The organism is Curtobacterium pusillum (assembly GCF_013359865.1).
Classification (GTDB): Bacteria; Actinomycetota; Actinomycetes; order Actinomycetales; family Microbacteriaceae; genus Curtobacterium; species Curtobacterium pusillum.
Window position 1 is genome coordinate 47,793 of the sequence record NZ_JABMCE010000084.1, and the last position, 21,207, is coordinate 68,999.

A 21,207-nucleotide genomic window follows, 5' to 3' on the forward strand; every position below is an offset into this window, starting at 1 on the left:
ACCGATCATCACGCCGACCACCGACATCCGGGTGAACACCACGCGACTTCCGCGCGCACGGGCCGGGACGTGCGGCAAACCGCACGCGGGCGCGACCGACCGTGATCTGCCGAGCGTCAAAGACCGATCAGTCGAGCAGGAGCGCCGGCTCCTCGATCACCGACGCCACGTCGTGCACGAAGCGCGACGCCACGTCCCCGTCGACGACCCGGTGGTCGAACGAGGCGCCGACCGTCGTCACCATCCGCGAGCGCACCTCGCCGTCGACGACCCACGGCTTCGGCTTGATCGTGCCCATCGCCACGATCGCGACCTCGCCCGGGTTGAGGATGGGCGTCCCGGTGTCCATGCCGAACACCCCGATGTTGGTGATCGTCACGGTGCCGTCGGCCATCTGCTGGGGCGTGGTCTTGCCGTCGCGGGCGGTGAGTGTCAGTTCCTCGAGGGCCTGCGCCAGCTCGAGGAGCGACATGTCCTGCGCGTCCTTGATGTTCGGCACGATGAGTCCGCGCGGGGTCGCCGCAGCGATGCCGAGGTTCACGAAGTGGTGGACGATGATCTCGCGGTCGGTCCAGGTCGAGTTCACCGAACGGTTGCGGCGGACGGCCCAGATCACGGCCTTCGCGATGATGAGCAGCGGCGAGACCTTCACGCCGGCGAACGTGGGCGAGGACTTCAGCCGCTTGACGAACTCCATCGTGCGGGTAGCGTCGACGTCGACGAACAGTGAGACGTGGGGCGCGGTGAACGCCGATGTGGTCATCGCGGTCGCGATCGCCTTGCGGACGCCCTTCACCGGGAGGGTCTCGCGCCGGACGTCGCCCCACTCCGGGGTCTCGATGTTCCGGAAGACGCTGGCCTGCTTCGCGTGGCGGATGACGTCGTCGCGGGTGACCTCGCCCGCGAGGCCGGTCGGCACGACCTCGGTCAGCTCGACACCGAGGTCCTTCGCGAGCTTCCGGATCGGCGGCTTCGCGAGCACGTTGGTCGCGGTGCGGCTCGTGCGTGCGGGGTTCGAGCCCTGGGCCGCGACGGCTTCCGCGGTGCTGTCCTCACCGGGATCGGTCGCCACCTCGGCGGCTGCGGCCGCGTCCGCACTGGAGGCGCGGCTCGCCTCGGCCGCGAGGGCTGCTGCCCGGCGCGCGCCCGGCTTGCGGCGGGACGGGGACGAGGTCGCGGAGCCGTAGCCGACGAGGACGGCGCCGGAGGACTCGTCGGTGCCGACGACGGAGGCGTCGACGGCGACCGGCTGCGGCGGCACGGCAGCGGCCGGCGCAGCAGCAGCCGGGGGAGTCGGCGCGGGGGCGGCGACCGGAGCGGGTGCTGTCGGTGCCGGCACGACCGGAACGACCGGCGCGGGTGCGGCAGGCGGGGTGGACGCGACCGCGGGACTGGTCGGGACGCTGTCGGCGACTGCAGCCGCGCCTCCCGGCCGAGGGCCGACGGACGCACCGGAGGCGACGGACGCTTCGGACTCGACGCGGATGATCGGGCGACCGACCTCGACGGTGTCGCCTTCGGACACGAGCAGCCCGGTGACCGTGCCGGCGAACGGCGACGGGAGCTCGACGAGCGACTTGGCCGTCTCGATCTCGACGAGCACCTGGTCGACGGCGATCTCGTCCCCGATCGCGACGCGCCACTGCACGATCTCGGCCTCGGTGAGGCCTTCGCCCACGTCGGGCAGGGGGAATTCGGCGACGGCCACTACGGCTCCTTCGGCGTTCTGGTCGGGCTCGGTCAGCATGTCAGTAGGCGAGGGCGCGGTCGACGGCCTCGAGGACGCGGTCGGCGTCCGGCAGGTGCAGGTGCTCCAACTTCGACACCGGGAAGGGGATGTCGAACCCGGAGACCCGGAGCGGCGGCGCCTGCATCGTGTAGAACGCCTTCTCGGCGACGGTGGCGGCGATCTCGCTGCCGACGCTCACGAACCCTGATGCCTCTTGCGCGATGACGAGGCGGCCGGTCTTCCGCACGGACGCGAGGAGCGGTTCCCAGTCGATCGGGGAGATCGAGCGGAGGTCGATGACCTCGCAGCTGGTGCCCTCGGCCTCGGCGATCTCCGCCGCCTGCATGAGGGTCGCGACCATCGCGCCGTGGCCGACGAGGGTGACCTCGGTGCCGGTGCGGGCGACTCGCGTGGTGTGCATCGGGACGTGGCCGTCGACCAGGTCCACCTGGCCCTTCGGCCAGTAACGGGACTTCGGCTCGAGGAAGACGACCGGGTCCTTCGACGCGATCGCTTCCTGGATCATCCAGTAGGCGTCGTTCGGGGTGCTCGGGCTCACCACGCGCAGGCCCGGGGTGTGCGCGAAGTACGTCTCCGGGGACTCCTGGTGGTGCTCCACGGCGCCGATGTGGCCGCCGTAGGGGATCCGGATGACGACGGGCAGCGACATGTGCGCCGGCAGCCGGTTCGCCATCTTCGCGAGCTGCGAGGTGATCTGGTCGAAGCCGGGCCAGACGAAGCCGTCGAACTGGATCTCGACGACCGGGCGGTAGCCGCGCAGGGCAAGGCCGATCGCGGTGCCGACGATGCCGGCCTCGGCGAGCGGGGTGTCCCGGACGCGTTCGGCGCCGAACTTCTCCTGCAGGCCCTCCGTGATGCGGAAGACGCCGCCGAGCGCCCCGATGTCCTCACCCATGAGCAGGACCTTGTCGTCCGCCTGCATCGCGGCGGCGAGGCCGGCGTTGAGCGCCTTGGCCATCGTCAGGGTCGGGGTGGGGTCGCTCGGGACCTCACCGGCGCCCGGGTGGGAGCGCAGCGTGTAGTCGAAGAGCTGCTCGGTGCTGCTCATGCGTGGGCGCCCCCTTCGTAGCCGGCCTCGTACTGCTCGAGCCAGGCCTTCTGCTCGGCGATCAGCGGGTGCGGCTCGCGGTACACGTTGTCGAACATCACGTCGACGGACGGCGGCGTCAGGGCGACCGTGCGGCGGCGGACGTCGGCGGCGATGTCCTCGCCCTCCGCGTCGAACGCGGCGAGCTGCTCGTCGGTGACGCCCTTCGATCGCAGGTAGGCGGCGGACCGTGCGATCGGGTCGCGCTCCACCCACGAGGTCAGTTCGTCGTCGCCGCGGTACCGGCTCGGGTCGTCGGAGCTCGTGTGCGCGCCGATGCGGTAGGTCTCGGCCTCGACGAACGCCGGACCCGCGCCGCTGCGGGCGTGGTCGGTCGCCACGACCGAGGCCGTGTACGACGCCAGGATGTCGTTGCCGTCGACGCGGACGCTCGGGATCCCGAAGCCGCGCGGCCGGTCCACCAGCGGGGTCGGCGACTGCACGGACACCGGGACGGAGATCGCCCAGTGGTTGTTCTGCAGGAAGAACACGACGGGGGCCTTGGTCGAGGCGGCGAAGACGTACGCCTCGTTCACGTCGCCCTGGCTCGTCGCGCCGTCGCCGAAGTACACGATCGTGCAGGCGTCACGCTCCGGGTCACCCGTGCCGACGTCGCCGTCGAGGTGCTGACCGAGGGCGTACCCGGTGGCGTGCAGCGTCTGCGAACCGATCACGAGCGTCGAGATGTGGGTGTTGCCGCGCTCGTCCGGGTCCCAGCCGCCGTGCGTCTGACCGCGGTACATCGCGATGATCTCCATCGGCTCGACACCGCGGTGCATGGTGACGGCGTGCTCGCGGTACGACGGGAAGACGTGGTCCTGCGCGCGTAGGGCGAACACCGAGCCGACCTGAGCAGCTTCCTGGCCGTGGCTCGGGACCCAGAGGCCCAGCTGCCCGGTGCGCTGCAGGTTGTGGCCGGCGTGGTCGAACCGACGCGTGAGCACCATGCGGCGGTGCATCGCCAGCAGGGTCTCGTCCGGGATCGCGCGCGCGGCGGCGGCGAACTCGGCGTTCTCGTCGGTCTCCACGAACCGGCCCTCGGGGTCGAGGAGCCGGATGGTGGTCGTCGCGGGAGCCGCGGCGCGGAATGACATGCGGGCCAGCGTAGCGGCAGCGACTACTCGGCTACCTGGAGGTCCCCCACAAGTGAGCGAGCCGTTTCGAGGAGCGTTTCCACAGCCTCGTGCTCGCCGATCGAGATGCGGATGCCCTCGTTCCCGAAGGCCCGGACGATGATGCCTGCGTGCTCGAATCGCTCCGCGGCGTGCGCGGTCAGGTCCCCCGTCGGCAGCCACACGAAGTTGCCCTGCGCGTCGGGGACGTCCCACCCCTGTCCGCGCAGCGACGCGACGATGCGGTCACGCCGCGAGGCCAGCTCGGCGACCCGCTCGAGCAGTTCGGCCTCGCGCTCGAGACTCGCGAGCGCTGCGGCCTGCCCCTGAGCCGTCACCGACAACGGGATCGCGCAGGCGCGCACGGCGTCGAGCACGTACGCCGGGCCGAGGGCGTAGCCGACGCGGAGTCCCGCCAGCCCGTACGCCTTCGAGAAGGTACGGAGGACGACGAGATTCGGGTAGCGCTCGAGGAGCGGCGCACCGCGAACGGCCGTCGGCTCGGTGACGAACTCCGCGTACGCCTCGTCCAGCACCACCAGCACGGACTCCGGAACCCGCGCCATGAACGCGTCGAACTCGGCCGCCGTGACGACGGGCCCGGTCGGGTTGTTCGGCGTGCAGACGATCACCATGCGGGTGCGATCGGTGACCGCGGCGGCCATCGCGTCGAGGTCGTGTCCGCCGTCGGCGCGGTTCGGCACCTGCACGCTCGTGGCGCCGGCCACCGTGACGACCCCGGGGTAGGCCTCGAAGGAGCGCCAGGCGTACACGATCTCGTCGCCGGGTCCGCTCGTGGCCTTGGCGAGCTCGTGCAGGATCGCGACGCTTCCGGGTGCGACGTGCACCTCGTCCACGGTGACGCCGAAGCGGTTGGCCAGCACGGCGCGGACGGCGAGGGCGGTGGCGTCCGGGTAGCGGTTGAACGCGGTCTGCGCCTGCACGGCCTCGACGACGCCGGGCAGCGGCGGGAACGGGTTCTCGTTGCTCGACAGCTTGAAGGCGGAGGCGGCCGCCTGGCGTCCCTGCTTGTACGCGGGGAGCACCGCGATCTCGGGCCGGATGTGCACGCGCTCGTCAGTCACCGTGCCAGGGTATCTGCACCCCGGAGAACGTCGGAGGGCATCATGGGGGCATGCGATTCCTCGTCCGCCTCGTCGTCAACGCCGTCGCGCTCTGGCTCACCACACTCATCGTCAGCGGCGTCTCCGTCACCCCGTTCGGTGACGGCGGGACCACCGCCACGGTGCTGACGTTCCTGCTCGTGGCGTTCGTGTTCGGGCTCGTGAACGCCGTCATCGGCACGCTCATCCGGATCGTGGCGTTCCCGATCTACATCCTCACGCTCGGGCTCATCTCGTTCGTCGTGAACGCCATCCTGCTGCTCATCGTCGCTGGCATCTCGGACGCGTTCGGCTTCGGGCTCAACGTCGAGTCCTTCGGGTGGGGCATCGTCGGCGCCTTCGTCCTCGCGGTCTTCGCGTGGCTGATCGGGCTGTTCGTGCGGCCGGTGCTCAACCGTCAGCGCGCGTGACGCAGGCCGACGACGCAACCCGCACCGTGCCTCCCGGTCTGCACGCCGACGCGACCGCCGTCGCGGTCAGCCGGTCCCTGCGACATGATGTCCCCATGACCACGGACGACGGAGCCCCCTTCCGCGTCTCGTTCGTCTGCAGCGGCAACATCTGCCGGTCCCCCATGGCCGGCATCGTCTTCGCCCAGCTGGCAGCGGAAGCCGGCATGGCCGAGCGGTTCCACGTCGAGTCCGCCGGCACCGGCGACTGGCACGTCGGCGAGCCCGCCGACGAGCGCACGATCGCGGCACTCGCAGCGCGCGGATACGATGGCAGCAGGCATCGCGCCCGTCAGTTCGACCCGGACCGGTTCCCGGATCTCGACCTGGTGGTCGCACTCGACCGCTCCCACGAACGCATCCTGCGCTCGTGGGCACCGACCATGGACGACGCCGCGAAGGTGACGCTCCTGCTGCGGTACGACGACGCCTGGCCCCAGCAGACCGACGTACCGGATCCGTACTACGCGGACCGGCACGAGTTCGACCGAGTGCTCTCGACCGTCGAACGGGCCTGCCGGGCGCTCTTCCGCCAACTCGAGCCGGCAGTCCGTCAGGGAGCCCCATGACCCCCCTTCCCCCGCAGCCGATCAGTCCGCTCGACGGGCGCTACTACCCGATCGTGCACACGGTGGGCGAGCACCTCTCCGAGGCAGGTCTCAACCGCGCGCGTGTCGTGGTCGAGGTCGAGTGGCTCATCTTCCTCACCGACCACGCGATGTTCACCACGTCGCCCCTCAGCGTCGACGACAAGACCGCGCTCCGCCAGGTCGTGGAGACCTTCGGGCACGCCCAGATCGCCGAACTCGCCGAGATCGAGGCGACCACCCGGCACGACGTCAAGGCGGTCGAGTACTTCGTCCGTCGTCGTCTGTCGGAGCTCGGGCTCGACTCGATCGCGGAACTCACGCACTTCGCCTGCACGAGCGAGGACATCAACAACCTCTCCTACGCCCTCACCGTGCGCGACACCGTCGACCAGGTGTGGCTGCCGGCGTACAAGGCCGTCGTCGCCGCGCTCCGTGCCATGGCCGACGAGCTGAAGGCGGTGCCGATGCTCTCGCACACGCACGGGCAGCCGGCGACCCCGACGACCCTCGGCAAGGAGATCGCCGTCGTCGTGTACCGCCTCGAGCGCGTCCTGTCGCAGATCGAGGGCGGCGAGTACCTCGGCAAGTTCTCCGGCGCGACCGGCACCTTCTCGGCACACCTCGCCGCGGACCCCGAGGCCGACTGGCCCGCGCTGTCCCGCGAGTTCGTCGAGGGCCTCGGTCTCACCTGGAACCCGCTCACCACGCAGATCGAGTCGCACGACTGGCAGGCCGAGCTGTACGACCGGGTCCGGCACGCGAACCGCATCCTGCACAACCTCGCGACCGACATGTGGACCTACATCTCGATGGGGTACTTCACCCAGATCCCGGTCGCCGGCGCCACCGGGTCGTCCACGATGCCGCACAAGATCAACCCGATCCGGTTCGAGAACGCCGAGGCGAACCTCGAGATCTCGTCGGCGCTGTTCTCCACGCTGTCCGAGACGCTCGTGACGAGCCGCCTGCAGCGGGATCTCACGGACTCCACCACGCAGCGGAACATCGGCGTCGCGTTCGGGCACTCGCTGCTCGCGCTCGACAACCTCCGTCGGGGCCTGATCGAGGTCTCCGTGAACGAGGCCCGGCTCGCCGAGGACCTCGACCACAACTGGGAGGTGCTCGGCGAGGCGATCCAGACCGTCATCCGGGCCGAGGTCACCGCCGGGCAGTCCAACATCGAGGACCCGTACGCGATGCTCAAGGAGCTCACGCGCGGCAAGCGCATCGGCCAGGCGGAACTCGTGGCGTTCGTCAACGGCCTGGACATCTCGTCCGGGGCGAAGGCGCGCTTGACGAACCTGACGCCCGCGACCTACACGGGTCTGGCCGACGAGCTGGTCGACCACCTCGACGTCTGACGGTCCGCGTTCTGCGGGTGGTCGGCGGGTGGTCGGCGGGCGGCCTGGAGGCGCGGGGCGCCTCCGCCGTGCGCCGGCCGTCCTCAGGCGGTGACGTCCGTCGCCTCGGCGACCAGTGCCTCCAGGACCCTCCGCACCCCGGGGCGGACCGCGCGGTCCGCCCGCACGAGCGCCTCGATGCGCCGACCCGCGCGGACGTCGGCGAGTTCGGCGAGGCGGAACCGCCCGGGAGCCCGCGTCCCCGAGGTGTACCGCGGCACGAGCGCGACACCGTGCCCGGCCGCGACGAGGTTCTCGATGACCGGCAGGTGGACCGTCCGGAACCCGACACTCGGCGGGGTGTCGGTCGCGGCCGCCATCGCGGTGAGCACCCGGTCGATCGGGTAGCCCTCCGGGACGCCGATCCAGGACTCCCCGACGACGTCGCCGATGCTGACCCGGTCGCGGCCGGCGAGCCGGTGTCCGAGCGGGAGGGCGACGTCGAGCGGCTCGCGCAGCAGCGGGACGGTCTCGAGCGCCGCCCGTCCCGCGGGCGGGGCGCCGTCCGGCCGGTGCCCGATCACGACGTCGTGGTCGGCGGCGAGCGGACCGAACTCGTCCTCGCTGACGTCCACGTCGACCAGGACCAGTTCGATGCCGGGGTGGGCGCGCATCCGGGTGAGGAGTCCGGGGAGCAGGAGCTCGGCGGCCGAGGGGAACACCGCGAGGTCGACGCGTCCGGTCGCGCCGCCGAGGTGTTCCCGCCACGCCGCGTCGACGGCGGCGATCGCCGTCGCCACACCGGTCGCCAGCCCGGCGAGGACCCGACCGTGCTCGGTCAGCCGCACCCCGCGGCCGACCCGCTCGACCAGCTGGACCCCGACCTGGCGCTGCAGCGTCTGCAGCTGCTGGGACACCGCACTCGGCGTGCGGTGGGTGGCCTCGGCGACCGCCGTGACGCTGCCCCGCTCGCCCAGTTCGCGGAGGACGGCGAGGAGCTGCACGTCGAAGCCAACCATGCAGTGACCCTACAACGTGGCTCCGGAACTCTTCGCTGGTGCTGAAGGATCAGGGTGCGTCACGATCGTCCCGTGCGCACTCGTGACCGTCTCCTCGCCGTCGTCGTCGCCGTCGTGTGGGGCCTGAACTTCCCCGCGACCGCGCTCGCTCTCGAGCACTTCCCGCCGTTCCTGCTCGCCGCGATCCGGTTCACGCTGCTCGCCGTTCCGACCGTGCTGCTCGTGCCCCGACCACGGATCCCGTTCGGTCGGCTGCTGCTCGTCGGTCTCGGGCTCGGCGTGCTGCAGTTCGCGTTCCTCTACCTCGGCATGGCGGCCGGGCTGCCGTCGGGACTCGCGTCACTCGTGCTCCAGGCGTCGGCGCCGTTCACGGTCGTCCTCGCCGGGGTGTTCCTGCGCGAGCGGCTCACCGGTCGGCAGGTGATCGGTGTCACGATCGCCGTGTGCGCCCTGGCGGCGATCGCCGTGCACCGCGCGCAGGCGGCGGCGCTGCTCCCCGTCGTGCTCGCCCTCTGCGGTGCCCTCGGGTGGGCGATCGGCAACGTGGCGACCCGGCGTGCGGGTGCGTCGAACCCGCTCCACCTGACGCTGTGGTGGTCGGTCGTGCCCCCGATCCCGATGGCTGTGCTGTCCTTCGTCGTCGAGGGGCCGGAGCGCATCGGGCACGCCCTCGGCACCGCCTTCACGGCGGCGGCGCTGCCCGCGGACCTCGGCCTGCTGTACATCGTGCTGGTGGCGACCCTCGTCGGCTACGGCATCTGGTCGAGGCTCATGGCGACCTACCCGTCGAGCACCGTCGCACCCTTCTCGATGCTGGTGCCCGTCGTGGGCGTCCTCGCGTCGTGGGCGGCGTTCGGCGAGGTACCGGACGCGGTCGAGATCGTCGCGGGCGTCGTCGTCGTGGGGGCGGTGCTGTGGTCGTCACGTCCGGCCCGAGCACGCGCGCTGCCCGTCACCACCGCGGGGATCACGGTCCCGGTGCTCAGCCCCGGTGCTGGCGACGCTCCGCGATGATCCCGGCGAGCGCGCCGCGCAGGTGCGGGTAGCGGAACTCGTAGCCCGCCTCGACCAGACGCGTCGGCACGGCCCACCGGCTCTTCAGCACGAGTTCGGTCTCGGTGCGGATCGCGAACGACCCGACCTCGAGCATCCACCGCCAGGTCGGCAGACCGAACCGTCGTCCGACGGCATCGCGGATCGTCGCCATCACCGTGCGGTTGTCGGACGGGTTCGGACTCGAGACGTTGACCGGTCCGTCGATGCCCTCGTGGTCGCGCACGAAGCGGATCGCCCCGAGGACGTCGGCGATGTGCACCCAGCTGAACTTCTGCCGGCCGCGGGTGTGCCGGTCGTGGTGGTACGTCCCCGCTCGGAGTCGGGAGCGCGTCGGGAACCACCTGCCGTCGTACTGCGGCCCGCCGAGCCCCGCCTTCGCGAGCCGGAGCAGCGGGACGAGGGCGCTGCCGTCGCCGAAGACGATCGCCATGCGGAGCGCCACACGGCGGGTACCGGGCAGGTCCACCGCGAACAGGGCGTCCTCCCACGCCTTCGCCACCGAGACCGAGAACCCCTCGCCGAGCTCGCCCGTCGTCTCGTCCTGCGGGCGGTCGTCGGCGTGGCGGTAGATCGTCGCCGTGGACGCGTTGACCCACAGCGGCGGCGGGTGCTCGCTCGTGCGGATCGCCTCGGCCAGCTCGAGCGTGGTGTCGACCCGGGACCGGACGATCTCCGCGCGGTTCCGTCGCCCGTACCGGCAGTTCACGCTCTTGCCCGCCATGTTCACGACGAGGGCGGCACCGTCGACGAGTTCCCGGATCCGCAGGGTGTTGCCCCACACGGCGTCCCCGGTGCGGCCGACCGTGACGACCTGGTAGCCCTCCTCGCGGAAGGCGTCCTGCAGGTACCGTCCGACGAACCCGCTCGCTCCCGCGATCACGACCCGCGGCTGCTGCTCGACCATCAACGTCCCCCTTCTGGACCGGTGTCGGGCACGACGGCGTACCGGAAGGCCCCCTCGTACCGGTACAGCGTGCCGATGAGCGGCGCGGTGAGCACCAGGGACACGCGCTGCCGGTCGGCATCGTCATCGAATCGTTCCACGAGCGTCACACGCGGCGCGATCAGGGCCGGGAGGCGCAGCTCGCGTCCCAGCGCACGGAACGTCACGCGGGTGGAGACCAGGCGCAGGGCGCCGGTGTCCGGACCGTCCGCGTCGACCTCGGTCCGGAGGAGGGCGCTGACGCGCCCGCGGTGACCGAGGTGGTCGACGAGCCCCTCGGGTTCGGCGGTGATGGCGTCCACCATCGTGCGGGTGCCTGAGCGGAAGCGGAAGGTGCGGTACGCGCGCACGGCGACCCGTTCCTCCTGGCCCGGCGTCGACCCCCGGCGGACGCGAGCCGGGCGGTTCTCGACCCTGAAGGGAACGTCCCGCTCCCAGACCGGGAACATCACGGCGTCACGCGCGAACCAGGCGAGCAGCGGCCAGAGCCAGCGACGGGGCGTACCGACGACGTCGAAGACGCCCTCGCCACGGCCGACGTGGCCGGGCGGGATCGGGCCGAAGTACGTCCGGAGGCGAGGGTGCAGGCGGGCGAGGACGTCGGGCGGCGTGCTCAGCTGGTACGGCGACCGGGTCACACACTCGATACTGGCATGTCGCCAGTGCGGCTCCCTACGATGTTGCGCATGGGACACGACCACGGGCACGGGCACGCGTCCGAGCGCGCCCTGCTCGTGGCGTTCTGCATCTCCGCGGGCATCCTGCTGGCCGAGGTCATCGGCGCGGTCGTGACCGGGTCGCTGGCGCTGCTCGTCGACGCCGGACACATGGTGGTCGACACCGGGGGGATCGGCATCGGTCTGGTCGCCACCCGCCTGGCCCGGCGCAGTCCGACGGCGCAGCGCACGTGGGGGTTCCAGCGCGCCGAGGTCCTCGGCGCCACGGCGCAGGCCGCGATCCTGCTCGCGGTCGGCGTCTACGTCATCATCTCCGCCGTGCAGCGGCTGTTCGTCCCCGCCGAGATCCACTCCGGACCGCTGCTCGTGTTCGGCGTCATCGGGCTCGTCGGCAACCTCGTGGCGTACGCCGTCCTGCTGCGGGCCGCGGGTGAGGGGTTCACCTCGCGCGCCGCGCGGCTCGAGGTCCTCAACGACACCCTGGGTTCGGTCGCCGTGATCGCCGCAGCGTTCGTGCTCATGCTGACCGGGTGGGAGCGGGCGGACTCGGTCGCGGCCATCCTGATCGGTCTGCTCATCCTGCCTCGGGCGATCCGACTGCTGCGCGAGACCGCGAACGTGCTGCTCGAGTCGACGCCGCCGGGGCTCGACCTCGACGCCGTGCGGGGTCACATCCTCGAACTCGACCACGTCATCGCCGTGCACGACCTGCACGCGACGCTCGTGGCGACCGGTGTGCCGAACCTGACGGCTCACGTCGTCGTGGACGACCACTGCTTCTCGACCGCCCACGCGCCGCGCATCCTCGACGAGCTGCAGCGGTGCGTGGCGGAGCACTTCGACGTCCCCGTGGAGCATTCGACGTTCCAGCTCGAGCCGGCCTCACACCGGCGGCACGAGCACGAGGTGCACGCGTAGGCACGAGGTGTACGCGTAGGAGCAGGTCAGCAGCCGCCGTCGCTCGTCGGGAACGCCGTGATGACGCGGTCGGTGGTGGACGAGACGATCACGCGCACGAACGGCTCCGCGGCCGGGCGGGACCCGTCGTCGAACCGCACCGGGGCGGCGTAGCAGACCTTCCCGTCGCCGGCGTCCTGCGGGTACCCGGCGGCGGGGGACTCTAGCGCCGTCTGCACCGCGGTCAGCATCGCGTCGTCCCAGTCGCGGGAGCCGTGGCCCGACACGACGTCCTCCCAGTCCTGGGTGTGGCGGACGCGGATGTGCTCGTAGCCCTGGCCGGAGTCCCCGCACTGCAGCACCACCGTGCCGAGCGCCGCGCTGTCGTACCGGGCCACCGTCTCGCGGGCGCTCGTGCCGCAGCGGTCGAGGACGCCGGTTCCGGGGAGGTCCGGGCCCGTGCGGGCGATCGTCACCGTGCCGTCGCGGGACGTCCCGTCGCCGGCCGTGGCGCTCGGGGTCACGCCGGCGCCGTCGGCACCGAGCACGGGGTCGTCCGCGCCGCGCTGCGCGGTCAGTGCGACGCCGCCCGCGACGAGGCCGGCGGCCAGGACGGCCGCGACGCCGGTGACGACCGGACGGCTGCGTTTCTGGGACACGCGCCCAGTATGCCGGACCGGCACCGGGCCTCCTGGCCGACCATCGGGCCCGCTGCGGGCCCGCTGCGGGCCCGCCGTGAGCGCGCGTCGAACCACGATTCCGACGTCGCACCACGTGTTGCCGCGGTGCGATGTCGGAATCGTGGTTCGGAGCAGCCGCCGGACGCGCGGCGCGCAGCGCGCTACGCGCGAGCGGCCAGGCGCGAGCCGGCGACGACCGCCAGGACGGCCACGAACACGACGTACCCGAGCAGCACCGGCAGCGTCGGCAGCACCAGCAGCGCGGCGCCGACGGCCACGACCGGCACCGTCAGACCGGCGTAGGCGATGAGGAACGTCGCCGCGAGCACCCCGCCGCGACGCTCCGGCCCGACGAGCGCCCCGGCACTGCCGATCGACGCACGGAACAGCAGCCCGACACCGGCTCCGGCGACGACCCCGCCGCCGATGAACCCGGCGACCTGCAGCACGATCGCGGCGACTGCCAGGACCACGAGGCCGCCGACGAGCAGCACCATGCCGAGTCGGATCTGCGTCCGCTGCGACAGCCGGGCGAACACGATCTGGGACACGGCACTCGCGGCGAACACCCCGAAGGTCGTGGCGCCCGCAGCGAGCCGGTCGGTCACGTGGAAGGTCGTCGCGAGGAACGTCGGCGCGACCGAGGTGAAGAGGCCCTGCACTGCGAGCGCCGCGAACGCTGCGGTGCCGGCGGCCCAGAACGCACCCGCCTTGCCGTCCGGGGCCTGCAGTCGCTGCGGACGGTACGGGACGGGCGACGCGGGCCGGTCGACGGTCTCCGGTGCCGCGAGCACCACGACGAACGCGACGACGAGAGCCACGACGAACACGACGTACGGCACCATGAGCGGCTGGCCGACGAACTCGGCGAGGGCTCCCCCGACGAGGGCTCCGAGGGACAACCCACCGAGGTTCACCGCCCCCGCGACGACACCGGCGCCCGCGGCCGAGGACGCGGTCCCGGTCGCCCGGACCCGGAGCTCACCGAGGTGTGCCGTGGCCGTCGCCGTGAGGAGTCCCACACCGAGGCCGGTCACGAGCCGCGCGACGATGAGCCCGCTGACGTCGTTCCAGAGCAGGAAGAGGACCGCCGCGACGAGCTCGAGGGCGACCGACACGAGGATGAGCGGCCGGCGGCCGTGCACGTCGCTGAGGTGTCCGGCGAGGTACAACGACCCGACGACGCCGACGCCGTACGCCGCGAACACCACGGTCGTCGTGAACGTCGGGAACCCGTCGCGCGCCTGGTAGATGACGTACAGCGGAGCGGGGACGGTCGCGAAGGCCATCACCGAGAGGAACGCGAGGGCCACGGCCCAGAAGCCGAAGCCGTGACGGCGGCGCGTGTGCGAACGGCGGCCGCGGGGCGCGGGGACGCGGTCGGCGGTGACTTCGTGCGCTGCTGCAGGAGTGGCGGCAGTCCGGGTGACGGTTGACATGCTCCGATGGTGTCGCTTCCCCGTCATCGAGTCCAACGGACCTTCTTGATGGCTACCATCGATGCGGTCGATACTGGGTGGGTGGAGACCCGCTTGCTCGAACAGTTCGTGACCGTCGCAGCCGAGGGCAGCGTCACCCGGGCGGCTGAGCGGCTCTGGGCCGCACAATCGACCGTGTCCGCCGGCATCGCCTCGCTCGAGCGCAGCCTCGGCGTCCGGCTGTTCGACCGCACCGGGCGGCACCTCGTCCTCACCACCGCCGGTGAGGACCTGCTCCCCCACGCCCGCGGCGTGCTGGAGTCCCTCGACCGGATGCGCGACCTCGCGACCGTCGAGGACGCCGACCTCCGCGGCCGGGTCCGACTCGGGATCTTCACGAGTATGGACATCGTCGACCTCACCGGAGTTCTGCGGCGGTTCCGGCAGCGGCACCCGCTCGTCGCCGTCGAACTCATGACGTCGCCGTCCGGGACGACCGGTCTCGTGCAGGACCTGGTCGCGGGGCGACTCGACATCGCGTACACCGGGCTGCCCGCGGTCCCCGCCGGCGTCGTGGTGGAACCGCTCCGGGAGATGCCGTTCCGGGTCTTCACCGCCGCCGACCACCGCTTCGCGGGCCGACGGTCGGTCTCACTCGCCGAGCTCGCCGACGAGCCGTTCATCGACACCGCACACGGGTTCGGGAACCGGATCATCCTCGACACCGCGCTCGAACGGCTCGGCATCCGTCGGCGCATCGTCGCGGAGATGAACGACATGCCCGCGGTGATCCGGTTCGCGTCCGCCGGCCTCGGTGTCGGGGTCGTGCCCGACTCCGGGGTGCGGCACGACGGCGCGGTGCTCGAACTCGAGGACGAGGTCGAGCCCCTCCGGATCGGGCTCGCGACGAGGACGAGTCCGGAGCCGAACCGCGCGGTGCGGACGCTGGCCCGCGACATCGTCGCGGCCCGCGTGAGCTGAGGGCCCCCCACGGACTGGAGGCGCTGGTCGTCGCCGCCACGCGCCTCCAGGCCGTCAGTCCCCCCAGATCTCCCCGACGATCGCACCCAGCAGGTTGTCGGTCGGGAAGTTGGCCTGGTCGATCTCGACCCAGGTGTCGCCGCGGACGTACAGCGTCCGCGCCCAGTCCGGGGAGTCCGGCGCGACCCTCCTGGTCTGACGACAGAGCCTGATGCCGTCGGCATCGGTGCAGGTGGGCGACCATCCCTCGTAGGAGGTGCGCTGGAGCTCGTCGAGCTGTGACGGCGTCCCGTGTCCAGCCGTGACCGCGAGGCTGCGGGCAGCCTCAGGGTCCTCCCACATGCAGTACAGGTCGGTCGCGGGCAAGTTCGGTTCCTGGTCCGTCGGCAACGGCGGCGGTGTGGCATCCGCCGGCAGCCCCTCCTCGACCGGCAGCACGCGTTGAAGCGGCGCATCCCCGAAGAGCCGGTCGTAGTCCGAGGCGGGGACCAGCGCGCGGCAGTCCTTCGGGATCGCCGACACCATGTCCTTCGGCGTCGTTCGGGGCGTCGGTGTCGGGGTCGCGGTGATCGGCGCGGACGTCGGGGTCGTCGCGGAGGGCGCCGGCTCGGGCTGCTGGGTCCGGGTCGGTGCGGCCACCGGCTCGTCGTGCTGCGAGAGCGACAGGGCCACGGCGCCCGTCGCGGTGCCGATGGCCAGCAGTCCGACGACCCCGATCGCGATGCCGGGTCGGAACCGGCGCCGCTTCGGACGCGGGGTGGCGCGCTCGAGGACGTTCTGCTTCATCGAGACGAGCAGGCGCTGCAGGTCGTCTCCCTCGGGAGGCTCAGTGTTCATCGTGCATCACCACCTTCTTCAGTCGGCGTCGGCTGCGGGAGACCCGCTGGGTGACCGCACCCACGCTGAGTCCGAGCATCTCGGCGGCCTCGGAGTAGGAGTGCCCGTCGAGCAGGCACAGCTCGCAGATGCGGCGGTCGGTCTCGGGGAGCGCGGCGATCTCGTCGCGGACCCAGCGGAGGCGTTCACGGGCTTCGGCGTGGTCCTCCGGCGCGGCGAGCTGCTCGGGGAGTTCGTCGGCGCGGCGCCGAGCCTGCTTGCGGCCCGTGTTGAACGCGTGGTTGCGGCACACGACGAGCAGCCACGGGAGCATCGTGTCCGCCGGCAGCTCGAGGGTCGCCGCGCGCTGCCAGAGGGTGAGGAACGAGTCCTGCACGATCTCCTCGACGTCCTGCCGGTCGTCGGCGAGGGCCCACGCGTACCGGGTGAGGGTGGCGGCGTAGCGGTCGAACGCACGGGCCAGCGCGGTCTTGTCGCCATGGGCCATCGACCGGACGATCGCCTCGTCCGTTTCGGTGCCGGTCGTCACGTCCACATGCCACCTCCTTCACTCCAGAGGTGTCGGACGGACACGCGATCCTGACAGGACCGTGGCGAAAACGTGACTCCGGGCGTGTCGGAGCCGGCCGGACCTAGCCGTCGAGCAGGTGCGCGATCCCGGCGACCGACCGCTTCGCCGCGGCCGAGGTCGACACGAAGCCGACGACGAGGATCCCCGCTCCGATGCCGACCACGATCCACCACATCGCGTGTGTGGCGACAGCGAACCCAGCGCCGACGCTCGCCACCGCACTCGCCCCCGTGACCGTACCGGCGAGTGCGACCCCGAGGGAGACCCCGGTCTGCCGGCTCGTGGACGCGACGGCCGCGGCCGACCCGGACTGCGCGCGCGGCATGCCCGACACGGCGGTGTTCGTGATCGGGGCGTTCACCATGCCGAACCCGAAGCCGAACAGCACGAAGGCGACGACGAGCACCCACATCGGGGTGTGCGCGTCGATCGTGGTGAGGATCGCCCCGGCACCGCCGACGCCGATCCCCGCGAGGACGAGCGGGACCCGTGAGCCGACCGACCCGACGAGCCGACCGGACACCGGGGACAGCACCATCGTCGCGACCGCAGCGGGCAGCGTCCACAGACCGGCCTCGAACGGGGACATGCCCCGGACCTCCTGCAGGTACAGCGCGTTGAGGAAGAGGAACGCCCCGTTGGCGCCGAACGCCGCGATCGCGGTGACGACGGCGGACGAGAAGGGGATGCTCCGGAAGAAGCGGACGTCGACGAGCGGCTCCCGACGGCGGCGCTCCACGGCGACGAGCACCGCGAGGGACGCCGCCGCGAGGACGAACAGGCCGAGGGCGGCCGGCGACGTCCAGCCGAGCCGCGGGCCCTCGATCAGCCCGCCGACCAGGGTCGCGAGCAGGACGATGACGAGCACCTGGCCGAGGGGGTCGAGCCGCCGCGGCTTCGGCGACTTCGACTCGGGGACGAACAGGAACGTGAGGACGATCGCCGCGACGCCGATCGGGACGTTGATCCAGAAGATCGCCCGCCAGCCGATCGTGTCCGTGAGCGCCCCGCCGACGAGCGGCCCGAGCCCCATCGACACCCCGACGACCGCACCCCAGATGCCGACCGCACGGGCGCGTTCCCTCGCATCGTCGAACGTGGCGGTGATGATCGACATCGCCACGGGGTTCATCATCGATCCCCCGACGGCCTGGACCATCCGGAACACCACGAGCCAGCCGACACCGGGCGCCAGCGAGCACAGCAGCGAGCCGACCGTGAACAGCGCGAGACCGATCTGGAAGGTCGTCCGGCGACCGATGCGGTCCGCGGTGGACCCGGAGAGCATGAGCAGGCTCGCGAGGACGAGCGTGTACGCGTCGATCGTCCACTGCAGCCCGGAGATGGTGCTGTCGAGCTCACGCCCGATCGAGGGCAGCGCGACGTTCACCACGGTGGCGTCCATCGAGACGATGAACAGGCTCATGCAGCAGACCGCGAGGATGAGGTACCGGTGCCGGTACCGTCGCGGCAGGTCCGGATCGCCCTGGAAGGGGCGGCGTGACGGCAGCGCTCGCGCGGCGCGTGACTCAGTGGAAGTCGTTGCCGTCTCCTTCACCCGGGGTCTTGTGACCGCCGAGCATGTCGTTGTCGTCCTGGTCGCTCGACGAGGCGAGCTGGAGCATCGCGAGGACGACCACGACGACGATGAACGCGATGCCGAGGAAGATCACGGCGAGCTGGAGCTCACGCGTCGAGAACAGTACGACGAGTCCGGTGAAGACCGCGATGATCGCGGAGATCCCGAGGAGCTCGACCGGGCGCAGGCGGTCGCGACGGCTGGGGGTGGTCATGCGTGTGGTGCTCCGTCCGGGGCTGCGGCCGGTGCGACCGTTCCCCACTTGTGCGAGAGGCCGGCGATCGCGTGGAAGACCGCCGTGATGGCGAGGTATGCGCCGAGCAGGCCGACGAGGACGATCGAGGCGTCCAGTATCCCGGTGACCTGCTCGACACCACCGAGCTGCTCGGAGTAGTCCGGGGGCGTCAGGAGGAAGGCGACCGCGAGCAGCAGCGTCAGACCGCCGATGGTCATCCAGTCGCGTGCGAACGGCGACCGACGGCGGGCGCGCAGGCCCTGCGTCAGTTCGAGCGCGCCGGTCAGCACAGCGAAGACGACGATCACCGCGATGAACGCCGGGAGTCCGAACCCGTTGCACGCGAAGGCAGCGACCGCGGCGGCCAGGGTGACCACGGCCTGGACCTGCGTGGTCCGCCGCGAACGACCGTCGGCCGGGAGCCGGGTGGCGCCCGCCAAGAGGAGCACGAGCCCGTCGACCACCGCGAAGCCGCCGAACAGCAGCAGGCCGTAGCCCGCGGCGTGGTTGGACGAGAAGGTGATGACGAGGGCCACGATCGCGGCTGGGACGGCCCGGAGGACGGGGACAGGCCAGTACCGCGCGCGCTGGCCGGAGTCGTCCACGGAGTCGGACACGAGACCTCTTTCGGGCATGCGGATCGTGGTTCGATCCTACCGCCGGACCGTGGCGCGGCCGACCGCGGGCGGTGCCCCGCCGCTGAGGATGCTCGAACCCCGCACCCGCACCCGCACCCGCACCCGCACGACGGAACGACGGCGGAGCGGCGTCGAACGCGCCGCTCCGCCGGGTCCGTCGGCGTCAGGCGCTCGACACGTCGTCCGCGTCGACGCTGCCCCGACGGCGTCGACGTGCGAGCCACCAGCAGGCCGCACCGGCGGCGACGGCCACGCCCCCGATCACCGCCAGGAGCCCGAGCTCCTCGGCGCCGGTGTAGGCGAGTGAGCCGCCGGGTGCCGTGTCCCGCCCGCTCGGGAGCTGCGGGCTGGCGTCACCCCGCCCGAGTCCGTCCCCGTCGCGGTCGCCCTGGCCGGCGTCCCCCGGGCCGCCGTCACCCGGGCCGGGGTCTCCCGGGCCGCCGTCACCGGGGTCGACGACCCCGATCCCGACCTCGGGCGAGGGGCGGCCGCCGTCCGGGTCCGTGGGCGAGGTCGCCGTCGCGACGTTCACCACGTCCGACCCGTCCCCGCGGTACGCCGGGTCGAGCACCGCCCGGATCCGGAACGCCGTGGACTCCCCCACGGCGAGCGCGCTCCCCGAGGAGCACGTCACCACTCGCCCGGCGGCGGTGCACCCGTCGTCCGAGCCGACGAACCGCATCGCTTCCGGCAGCTCGTCCACGGCGCCGACGTCCTGGGCGACGTCCGGCCCGACGTTCCGCGCGGTGACGGTGTACTCGACCTCGTCACCCGGTTCCACTCCGGTCGACGGCGTGACGGACTTGTCGGTCTCGACGTGCGCCTCGGGACCGTCACCCGGCTCGACCGCCGCGCTCGCAGTGGAGACGTTGTCCGCTTCGTTCGTGTCCGCCAGGGGAGGAGCCGGGGCGACCGCCGCCACACTGTCGAGACTCCCGGTCACTCCGGACGGGAGCTGCCCGGTGATCGTCACGGTGGCCGAACCCTCGCGTGGCAGGTCGACCTCGGCCGAGACGTCGCCCGTTCCCGACTGCGAGCCGCACGCGGAGCCGCTCACCGCGGTGCAGCTCCACGTCACGTCCCGCAGCGCCTCGGGCACGTCGACGTCGAGGGTGCTCGGCTCGGACGCGTTGGCGCCGACGTTCCGTGCGGTCACGGCGTACTCGACCGCGCCCCCGGCGGTGACGGTCGGCGCGAGGTCGTGCTCCACGGCGAGGTCGGCGGGCTGCCACACGCGGAGGGCGTCGATCTCGTGCGTGTTCACGTGGACCCCGGTGGCCCCGGCGAACCCGAGCCGGAGCGTGCTCGGGAGCGGGGCCTGCCCGTCGCCGTGCAGGGGCACCCGGTCGAGCACGGTCCGCATCGCACCGCCGGCCTCGAGCCGCACGGTGACGGAGAGCTCGCCGGCCCCGCCAGGCAGGAGCGTGACGCGGACCTTCCGGGGCGTGGCCCCCTCGGTCCCGACGCCGCCCGGCGCCGTGACCCCGTCGACGTAGCGGTAACCGACGAGGCCGTCTCCGGATCCGCGGATCACGACCGACTCCGCGCGTGCGCCCGGGCCCGACAGGTTCAGCGGCGAGGAGAAGTTGCCGTACCGATCGAGCGCGATCGCGGCGAACCCGCCGGGGAGACCCGGGAGGTCGCAGGGCAGGCCGCCACCCTGACTCGCTTCGTCCCGGCAGGCGTACCCCAGGGCGGCACCGAACGCACCGACGCCCTGGGGTGCGGCACCGTCGGCGAGCGAGAGGAGCAGGCCGTCGGCGCCCGGGTCGCCCACGTCGTTGTACATCGCGTACTCGAACTCGATCTCGAGTCCGAGATCGGACGGGAACGTGTCGTCGGTCGACCACGACCCGGCCTGTTTCCGGACGTCGTCGGTGAGTCGGAGCCGTCCGCCGCTGATCTCGGCGTCACCGCTGAGGGTGCCGCCTGCCGCGGAGTCGAACCGGTTCTCGTAGGGGAAGGCGAGCTCGCCCGCGGTGGACGCTGCCGGGCTGAGCGCCGGCGCGGCGAGGACGCCGAGCGCCGTGAGCACGCTGGCGACGGCCACGGCGCGCCGCGCTGGACGTGAGCGGGCGGCCGCACGGCCACCCGTCGGGGTGTTGGGATCTCTCATGCCCCGATCGTCGCGATCGGGTGGCGACCACCGGGGCGGCGTCGGCCGATCTGTGGATCGCCACACCGCGCCTCCTGGCTGTGGAGGACAGAGCGGGAGTCATCGATG

General features: G+C 72.1%; 21 protein-coding genes. 6 read left to right on the top strand and 15 right to left on the bottom strand.

The window, feature by feature from the left end:
* Nucleotides 1–127 precede the first annotated feature (127 nt).
* The 4 genes from HP507_RS13635 to HP507_RS13650 form a co-directional block, all read right to left on the bottom strand.
* Nucleotides 128–1,708: a dihydrolipoamide acetyltransferase family protein gene (locus HP507_RS13635; protein WP_175352337.1), complete on the bottom strand. Its 1,581-nt coding sequence runs from the start codon at nucleotides 1,706–1,708 to the stop codon at nucleotides 128–130.
* 40 nt (nucleotides 1,709–1,748) lie between these two features.
* Complete coding sequence (locus HP507_RS13640; protein ID WP_175352540.1) at nucleotides 1,749–2,708, bottom strand: alpha-ketoacid dehydrogenase subunit beta; 960 nt, start codon at nucleotides 2,706–2,708, stop codon at nucleotides 1,749–1,751.
* Nucleotides 2,709–2,794: 86 nt separating this feature from the next.
* Nucleotides 2,795–3,931: a thiamine pyrophosphate-dependent enzyme gene (locus HP507_RS13645; protein ID WP_175352338.1), complete on the bottom strand. Its 1,137-nt coding sequence runs from the start codon at nucleotides 3,929–3,931 to the stop codon at nucleotides 2,795–2,797.
* 23 nt (nucleotides 3,932–3,954) lie between these two features.
* On the bottom strand, nucleotides 3,955–5,034 hold the full coding sequence (locus HP507_RS13650; RefSeq protein WP_175352339.1) for a histidinol-phosphate transaminase: 1,080 nt from the start codon (nucleotides 5,032–5,034) through the stop codon (nucleotides 3,955–3,957).
* A gap of 50 nt (nucleotides 5,035–5,084) precedes the next feature.
* Here HP507_RS13650 and HP507_RS13655 point away from each other — a divergent pair, with 50 nt between their 5' ends.
* The 3 genes from HP507_RS13655 to purB all read left to right on the top strand — a co-directional run bounded on the left by HP507_RS13655 (nucleotide 5,085) and on the right by purB (nucleotide 7,473).
* Nucleotides 5,085–5,483, top strand: a complete 399-nt coding sequence (locus HP507_RS13655; RefSeq protein WP_175352340.1) for a phage holin family protein — start codon at nucleotides 5,085–5,087, stop codon at nucleotides 5,481–5,483.
* 95 nt (nucleotides 5,484–5,578) lie between these two features.
* Nucleotides 5,579–6,091 carry a low molecular weight protein-tyrosine-phosphatase gene (locus HP507_RS13660; RefSeq protein ID WP_175352341.1) on the top strand — a complete coding sequence of 171 codons (513 nt, stop codon included), beginning with the start codon at nucleotides 5,579–5,581 and terminating at the stop codon, nucleotides 6,089–6,091.
* Nucleotides 6,088–7,473 carry an adenylosuccinate lyase gene (gene purB, locus HP507_RS13665; RefSeq protein ID WP_175352342.1) on the top strand — a complete coding sequence of 462 codons (1,386 nt, stop codon included), beginning with the start codon at nucleotides 6,088–6,090 and terminating at the stop codon, nucleotides 7,471–7,473. The genes HP507_RS13660 and purB overlap by 4 nt, the downstream gene beginning before the upstream one ends.
* An 83-nt stretch (nucleotides 7,474–7,556) precedes the next feature.
* Here the strand turns inward: purB and HP507_RS13670 are convergent, their stop codons facing one another.
* Nucleotides 7,557–8,471 (bottom strand): LysR family transcriptional regulator, encoded by a 915-nt coding sequence (locus HP507_RS13670; protein WP_175352343.1) that lies wholly within the window; start codon nucleotides 8,469–8,471, stop codon nucleotides 7,557–7,559.
* Nucleotides 8,472–8,543: 72 nt separating this feature from the next.
* Here HP507_RS13670 and HP507_RS13675 point away from each other — a divergent pair, with 72 nt between their 5' ends.
* Nucleotides 8,544–9,485, top strand: coding sequence for an EamA family transporter (locus HP507_RS13675; RefSeq protein ID WP_175352344.1), 942 nt, complete (start codon nucleotides 8,544–8,546; stop codon nucleotides 9,483–9,485).
* Here the strand turns inward: HP507_RS13675 and HP507_RS13680 are convergent.
* Together HP507_RS13680 and HP507_RS13685 are read right to left on the bottom strand one after the other, a co-directional pair.
* Complete coding sequence (locus HP507_RS13680) at nucleotides 9,454–10,431, bottom strand: epimerase (protein WP_175352345.1); 978 nt, start codon at nucleotides 10,429–10,431, stop codon at nucleotides 9,454–9,456. The genes HP507_RS13675 and HP507_RS13680 overlap by 32 nt on opposite strands.
* Nucleotides 10,431–11,108 (bottom strand): DUF4166 domain-containing protein, encoded by a 678-nt coding sequence (locus HP507_RS13685; RefSeq protein WP_175352346.1) that lies wholly within the window; start codon nucleotides 11,106–11,108, stop codon nucleotides 10,431–10,433. The genes HP507_RS13680 and HP507_RS13685 overlap by 1 nt, the downstream gene beginning before the upstream one ends.
* 48 nt (nucleotides 11,109–11,156) lie before the next feature.
* Here HP507_RS13685 and HP507_RS13690 point away from each other — a divergent pair, with 48 nt between their 5' ends.
* Nucleotides 11,157–12,065: a cation diffusion facilitator family transporter gene (locus tag HP507_RS13690; RefSeq protein WP_175352347.1), complete on the top strand. Its 909-nt coding sequence runs from the start codon at nucleotides 11,157–11,159 to the stop codon at nucleotides 12,063–12,065.
* Nucleotides 12,066–12,091: 26 nt separating this feature from the next.
* Here HP507_RS13690 and HP507_RS13695 read toward each other — a convergent pair whose 3' ends face one another.
* On the bottom strand, nucleotides 12,092–12,703 hold the full coding sequence (locus HP507_RS13695; RefSeq protein ID WP_175352348.1) for a hypothetical protein: 612 nt from the start codon (nucleotides 12,701–12,703) through the stop codon (nucleotides 12,092–12,094).
* Between the two features lie 182 nt (nucleotides 12,704–12,885).
* On the bottom strand, nucleotides 12,886–14,163 hold the full coding sequence (locus HP507_RS13700; RefSeq protein WP_175352349.1) for an MFS transporter: 1,278 nt from the start codon (nucleotides 14,161–14,163) through the stop codon (nucleotides 12,886–12,888).
* 48 nt (nucleotides 14,164–14,211) lie between these two features.
* On the opposite strand from HP507_RS13700, the gene HP507_RS13705 reads away from it, so the two are divergent.
* A complete protein-coding gene (locus HP507_RS13705) occupies nucleotides 14,212–15,123 on the top strand; it encodes a LysR family transcriptional regulator (RefSeq protein ID WP_175352350.1) in 912 nt (303 codons plus the stop codon).
* A 54-nt stretch (nucleotides 15,124–15,177) separates the two neighbouring features.
* Here HP507_RS13705 and HP507_RS13710 read toward each other — a convergent pair whose 3' ends face one another.
* The 6 genes from HP507_RS13710 to HP507_RS13735 all read right to left on the bottom strand — a co-directional run bounded on the left by HP507_RS13710 (nucleotide 15,178) and on the right by HP507_RS13735 (nucleotide 21,099).
* Complete coding sequence (locus tag HP507_RS13710; protein ID WP_175352351.1) at nucleotides 15,178–15,960, bottom strand: hypothetical protein; 783 nt, start codon at nucleotides 15,958–15,960, stop codon at nucleotides 15,178–15,180.
* The gene (locus HP507_RS13715; RefSeq protein WP_271207335.1) at nucleotides 15,950–16,495 is read right to left on the bottom strand and encodes an RNA polymerase sigma factor; all 546 of its coding nucleotides are present in this window, start codon (nucleotides 16,493–16,495) and stop codon (nucleotides 15,950–15,952) included. Before HP507_RS13715 ends, HP507_RS13710 begins: the two co-directional genes overlap by 11 nt.
* 97 nt (nucleotides 16,496–16,592) lie before the next feature.
* On the bottom strand, nucleotides 16,593–18,041 hold the full coding sequence (locus HP507_RS13720; protein ID WP_333781369.1) for an MFS transporter: 1,449 nt from the start codon (nucleotides 18,039–18,041) through the stop codon (nucleotides 16,593–16,595).
* A gap of 19 nt (nucleotides 18,042–18,060) precedes the next feature.
* Complete coding sequence (locus HP507_RS13725) at nucleotides 18,061–18,324, bottom strand: hypothetical protein (protein ID WP_175352352.1); 264 nt, start codon at nucleotides 18,322–18,324, stop codon at nucleotides 18,061–18,063.
* Complete coding sequence (locus HP507_RS13730) at nucleotides 18,321–18,962, bottom strand: DUF308 domain-containing protein (RefSeq protein ID WP_175352353.1); 642 nt, start codon at nucleotides 18,960–18,962, stop codon at nucleotides 18,321–18,323. Before HP507_RS13730 ends, HP507_RS13725 begins: the two co-directional genes overlap by 4 nt.
* Nucleotides 18,963–19,146: 184 nt before the next feature.
* Nucleotides 19,147–21,099, bottom strand: a complete 1,953-nt coding sequence (locus tag HP507_RS13735) for a DUF11 domain-containing protein (RefSeq protein WP_175352354.1) — start codon at nucleotides 21,097–21,099, stop codon at nucleotides 19,147–19,149.
* Nucleotides 21,100–21,207: the final 108 nt, after the last annotated feature.

What these genes read in the sequence shown, in the direction of transcription:
- HP507_RS13640 (WP_175352540.1), bottom strand. Translation starts at nt 2,708, where the DNA reads ATGGCCAAGGCGCTCAACGCCGGCCTCGCCGCCGCGATGCAGGCGGAC.
- HP507_RS13645 (WP_175352338.1), bottom strand. Translation starts at nt 3,931, where the DNA reads ATGTCATTCCGCGCCGCGGCTCCCGCGACGACCACCATCCGGCTCCTC.
- HP507_RS13655 (WP_175352340.1), top strand. Translation starts at nt 5,085, where the DNA reads ATGCGATTCCTCGTCCGCCTCGTCGTCAACGCCGTCGCGCTCTGGCTC.
- HP507_RS13660 (WP_175352341.1), top strand. Translation starts at nt 5,579, where the DNA reads ATGACCACGGACGACGGAGCCCCCTTCCGCGTCTCGTTCGTCTGCAGC.
- purB (WP_175352342.1), top strand. Translation starts at nt 6,088, where the DNA reads ATGACCCCCCTTCCCCCGCAGCCGATCAGTCCGCTCGACGGGCGCTAC.
- HP507_RS13670 (WP_175352343.1), bottom strand. Translation starts at nt 8,471, where the DNA reads ATGGTTGGCTTCGACGTGCAGCTCCTCGCCGTCCTCCGCGAACTGGGC.
- HP507_RS13680 (WP_175352345.1), bottom strand. Translation starts at nt 10,431, where the DNA reads ATGGTCGAGCAGCAGCCGCGGGTCGTGATCGCGGGAGCGAGCGGGTTC.
- HP507_RS13690 (WP_175352347.1), top strand. Translation starts at nt 11,157, where the DNA reads ATGGGACACGACCACGGGCACGGGCACGCGTCCGAGCGCGCCCTGCTC.
- HP507_RS13700 (WP_175352349.1), bottom strand. Translation starts at nt 14,163, where the DNA reads ATGTCAACCGTCACCCGGACTGCCGCCACTCCTGCAGCAGCGCACGAA.
- HP507_RS13705 (WP_175352350.1), top strand. Translation starts at nt 14,212, where the DNA reads ATGGCTACCATCGATGCGGTCGATACTGGGTGGGTGGAGACCCGCTTG.
- HP507_RS13710 (WP_175352351.1), bottom strand. Translation starts at nt 15,960, where the DNA reads ATGAACACTGAGCCTCCCGAGGGAGACGACCTGCAGCGCCTGCTCGTC.
- HP507_RS13725 (WP_175352352.1), bottom strand. Translation starts at nt 18,324, where the DNA reads ATGACCACCCCCAGCCGTCGCGACCGCCTGCGCCCGGTCGAGCTCCTC.
- HP507_RS13735 (WP_175352354.1), bottom strand. Translation starts at nt 21,099, where the DNA reads ATGAGAGATCCCAACACCCCGACGGGTGGCCGTGCGGCCGCCCGCTCA.